Consider the following 4,004-nt stretch of genomic DNA (forward strand, 5'->3'; position numbering starts at 1 on the left):
CAAGCTTTTCTGGTCGGAACCCCCTAAGCCGAGTTTTCAAGGTGCTGCGCCGTCCACTTGGTTTTCGAGACTGGCCTTTTAATTCTAACGTAAAGCCAACCTAGAACGGCGGGGTTTCAGACCCAAAATTTCCGATGATTAAAAGTAAGGATATAGATAGGGTTTGCGGCAAAAAGTAGGGGCGAAGCATTCGGATAGAAAATCTACGGTTTCACCGATAGGTTATTGCCCGAATGCTTCGCCCCTACAGGACGCGGGCCGATGAAGACGCAAGGTTTTGAACGACGATTCTCTCAAAATTTGCACCTGTTTCGCTCGTAAAGCCACAAAACTCTTACCTTGCCTACATTTCACATTTATTCAGCAAACCCTAGATATAACTTAATCCATCGCTTTTCTTGATTGAGATTAAACTAATGTTTGTGTTGTTGATCAGTGAGGTAAACTAATGACTACAGTTGAATTAAAACAAGCAAAAAATCAACTTAATGAGTTATTGGAAGCTGTACTTAAAGGTGAAGAAATTATCATCACAGAAAATAATGAACCTGTAGTTAAATTAAGTCCTGTAAAGTTAGCCAAGAAACCACCGCTTCAACCGAGAAGTGCTGCGGGAAAATTTTGGATAGCCGATGATTTTGATGCCCCTTTAACTGATTTTGAAGATTATCAATAATTATGCTCAAAGTTTTAATAGATAGTCATGTATTTCTTTGGTATGTCACTAATAATAAACAATTGAGAGACAACCATAAAATTATGATTAATGAAAGAGAAAATCTAGTTTATCTTAGTTAAGGTAGTTTTGGGAAAATGACGATCAAATATAGTCTGGAAAAATTAACTTTTGATTCACCTTTTCGAGAATTGATTGCGTCACAAATTTAGAGCAATGATTGGCAAATTTTGCCCCTTAATTTACTACATTTTGAACGAGTAGCGCAATTGTCTGTTCAGCATTGTAGTAGATATGTAGGGGGTAAGTTCAGTTATATTACCGGATCTTCTCGTTTCCGTAGCGCCGCTAGAACCACTGAGAACAGAGGACATCACTTTTCTGCAATTCCTGTGAACGGTTGAATAAAACCATCCACACCGACAAAGGAGGTGAGGGGCGACCAGTTTAAAATATCCTCTAAAATTGATTGATAGCCCTGGACATTGGGATGAAGTCCATCTTGCATTAATCTTTCTTGACACCACAGATCACCCCGGTCCATCCAGAGATCAAATAAATCGAGATAGGGAATATTTTGCTCTAGACAAGCTTGTTTAGTGGTTTCCTTAAAACGATACTGATCGCGATGGTTGAAGTAAAAACAATCTAAAAAGGGCATTTTCCGCTCATCCACGGGAATCATACCTATAAACAAAACCGGGCAAAGAGAACGGGCCCGGGTGAGTAAATGTTCGATTTGAGTTTGAAAAAGATCGTGATCGGTATAAGTGCGACCATCGGGCCGGCCTAAACGGGCTGTATCATTAACACCGACGGAGAGAAGAATCAGGTCAGGAAGACGATTGCGAATTTCCCCCCTGAGACGAAATTCCTGTTCTAAGCGTTCGGACACTTGTACCACTCGATCGCCGCGAATACCCAAATTATACAGGGTATGACCGGCACTTTCCATCCACAAACGACGTAGGCGCTCGGCCCAACCGCCACCCACGGGGTCGCCATAGCCATACACAAGGCTATCTCCTAAAGCGACGATTTTAAGGGGATGGGTCATGATTGCGTCTTTGTCTTTAGTAGGAGGAGGAAGAGTTTGCATGATCGCTCGATCGAATCCGTTGTCCTTTACACTTGTAAACGGATTTGGTTAAACTGTCCGTGTATTATACTACATTAAAAATTTTTTCCTGCCAGTTAACTTATCTGATATCAGCCAGGTGCTGACACCGACCAGTATAAAGCAGCCCGATGATCATTGCTTCCCTAAGAGCCATTTCCGGGCTAAATCTGCTATAAAATTTATGGTTAAAACCTAGATAAATTGATGACTACTCGTTTACAACGCGCGGTTCAAGACCGAGAATTTTTGATTACAGCCGAGATTACTCCCCCGAAAGGGGGTAATACCAGTCATATGCTAGAAATGGCCCTCTGGCTAAAAAATCGCGTTCATGCGGCTAATATTACCGATGGCAGTCGCGCCGTAGTGCGAATGTCCTCTCTGGCTGCCTCCGCTATTCTCTATCAACACGACATCGAACCCATCTGTCAAATAGCCTGTCGCGATCGCAATGTGATCGGATTACAAGCAGATCTCATGGGCGCTCATGCTTTGGGATTGAGAAATATACTAGCTTTAACTGGAGATCCCGTCAAAGCAGGAGATCACCCCAAAGCTAGGGCAGTTTTTGACCTAGAATCGGTACGTTTGTTAAAATTAATCGATAAATTAAATAAAGGTTTTGACTTTAACGATAAATCTTTACCCGATGGACGCCTAGAACTTTTTGCTGGGGCTGCCGTCGATGTGCAGTCAAAAAGTTGGTCTGGTCTTCAAAGCCGTTTTGAGCGTAAAATCGAAGCAGGAGCGCAGTTTTTTCAAAGTCAATTAGTTACGGATTTCGAGTGTCTTGATAAGTTCATGCGGCAGGTGGCCTCGCTGGCCGATAAACCGATTCTAGCGGGGATTTTTCTGTTAAAATCAGCTAAAAATGCCGTATTTTTAAATAAAAATGTGCCGGGGGTACAAATTCCCGACCAGATCATTCAAAGACTCGCCGACGCACCCCATCCCCTCGAAGAAGGCATCAAAATCGCCGCCGAACAAATAAAATTAGCCCAGCAGTTATGTCAAGGTGTCCACATCATGGCGATTAAACGGGAGGATTTAGTCCCGAAAATTCTCGACGTGGCCGGTATCCCGCCAATACATAACTGAGATGAAAAGTCAATAGTTTTTATAAAAAATTAACTTTCATTTTGACTACTGGTCTTTTGACAAGAATTCTACCCCTAACCTAGGATGGTAAGGCTCAAAGCATCTTCGGGATTAAAAGCATGGACTCCAATCTAGGTCAAGAAAAAGAGAATAGTTGTGGTAATTCCGGACGAAAATGGTTGTCGATCGGTATTGCCCCCACTGGTATAATTTCTATTGGCATTGTTCCCATGGGCGTTATTTCCATCGGTATTGTTCCTATGGGAATAGTTTCCATTGGAACCGTGGCCATGGGGACAATTGCGGCCGGTTTTGTTTCCATGGGACTTTTCAGTATTGGTAGCGTTGGCATGGGATTAAATAACGGCCATTTTTCCAATCTTAATTCTCCCCCGGCTGAATCTCCCCATAAACATCATCAGCATTAAAATCAAGATTTGACCAGCAATCATGAATTATTCCATCCGTGCTGCCGTTGCTACCGATGTCAAGGATATTTTTGACTTAATTGTTGCCTTAGCAGCCTATCAAGAACTCAGCCATTTAATGACAGGAAATAGTCAAGCTTTAGGGGAGCATTTATTCGGGGAAAAACCCTACATCGAAGCATTGGTGGCGGAAGTAGGGGGTAGAATAGTCGGTTTTGCCCTATTTTTTGCTAACTATTCCACCTTTATAACTAAACCGGGGATTTATCTGGAAGATATCTTCGTTTTACCCGATTATCGCAGTCAAGGTATCGGGAAAGCTTTACTAATGGCTGTGGCTAAAATTGCCGTCGCTAGGGATGCAGGACTTTTAGAATGGACTGTCTTAGAGTGGAATCAACTGGCGATCGATTTTTATGGAAAAATGGGGGCTAAGGCCTTCAAAGAGTGGCAAATTTGTCGCCTCACCGGGACTGCTTTAGCAGAATTGGGTAATAGCGATAAATAAGTCAGTCCCGATGCAACAAGTTACACCGTCAAGCTTGACATCCTCGCCGCCCTAAAAGTGCGGCGATTCCTAAACCTCACGATTTAAGTTTCTGCTTCCACCACCGTCGCATACCACAGTTAAAAAACCATGTACTGTCTTACACAGAGTCCACAGACTTTCGCCCCATTTCAG

At 42.8% G+C, this 4,004-nt stretch carries 5 protein-coding genes; 4 read left to right on the forward strand and 1 reads right to left on the reverse strand.

The genetic code is table 11. From position 1 onward, the window contains the following. Nucleotides 1-448: 448 nt before the first annotated feature. On the forward strand, nucleotides 449-676 hold the full coding sequence (locus IM450_RS21605; RefSeq protein ID WP_002759521.1) for a type II toxin-antitoxin system Phd/YefM family antitoxin: 228 nt from the start codon (nucleotides 449-451) through the stop codon (nucleotides 674-676). 373 nt (nucleotides 677-1,049) lie between these two features. Here IM450_RS21605 and IM450_RS21610 read toward each other — a convergent pair whose 3' ends face one another. Then, nucleotides 1,050-1,775, reverse strand: coding sequence for a GDSL-type esterase/lipase family protein (locus tag IM450_RS21610; RefSeq protein WP_287665848.1), 726 nt, complete (start codon nucleotides 1,773-1,775; stop codon nucleotides 1,050-1,052). A gap of 225 nt (nucleotides 1,776-2,000) precedes the next feature. On the opposite strand from IM450_RS21610, the gene IM450_RS21615 reads away from it, so the two are divergent. The 3 genes from IM450_RS21615 (at nucleotide 2,001) to IM450_RS21625 (ending at nucleotide 3,830) form a co-directional block, all read left to right on the forward strand. Next, nucleotides 2,001-2,894, forward strand: a complete 894-nt coding sequence (locus IM450_RS21615; protein ID WP_287665850.1) for a methylenetetrahydrofolate reductase — start codon at nucleotides 2,001-2,003, stop codon at nucleotides 2,892-2,894. Nucleotides 2,895-3,013: 119 nt separating this feature from the next. Then, complete coding sequence (locus tag IM450_RS21620) at nucleotides 3,014-3,322, forward strand: hypothetical protein (protein WP_002759516.1); 309 nt, start codon at nucleotides 3,014-3,016, stop codon at nucleotides 3,320-3,322. Nucleotides 3,323-3,344: 22 nt separating this feature from the next. Next, nucleotides 3,345-3,830: a GNAT family N-acetyltransferase gene (locus IM450_RS21625; RefSeq protein ID WP_002801343.1), complete on the forward strand. Its 486-nt coding sequence runs from the start codon at nucleotides 3,345-3,347 to the stop codon at nucleotides 3,828-3,830. Nucleotides 3,831-4,004 lie beyond the last annotated feature (174 nt).

It is taken from the genome of Microcystis sp. M083S1 (genome assembly GCF_020246405.1).
GTDB lineage: Bacteria > Cyanobacteriota > Cyanobacteriia > Cyanobacteriales > Microcystaceae > Microcystis > Microcystis aeruginosa_C.

Bases quoted from the DNA above. Each gene is read 5' to 3' on its own strand.
- IM450_RS21625 (WP_002801343.1), top strand. From the start codon at position 3,345: ATGAATTATTCCATCCGTGCTGCCGTTGCTACCGATGTCAAGGATATT.
- IM450_RS21610 (WP_287665848.1), bottom strand. From the start codon at position 1,775: ATGCAAACTCTTCCTCCTCCTACTAAAGACAAAGACGCAATCATGACC.
- IM450_RS21605 (WP_002759521.1), top strand. From the start codon at position 449: ATGACTACAGTTGAATTAAAACAAGCAAAAAATCAACTTAATGAGTTA.
- IM450_RS21615 (WP_287665850.1), top strand. From the start codon at position 2,001: ATGACTACTCGTTTACAACGCGCGGTTCAAGACCGAGAATTTTTGATT.
- IM450_RS21620 (WP_002759516.1), top strand. From the start codon at position 3,014: ATGGACTCCAATCTAGGTCAAGAAAAAGAGAATAGTTGTGGTAATTCC.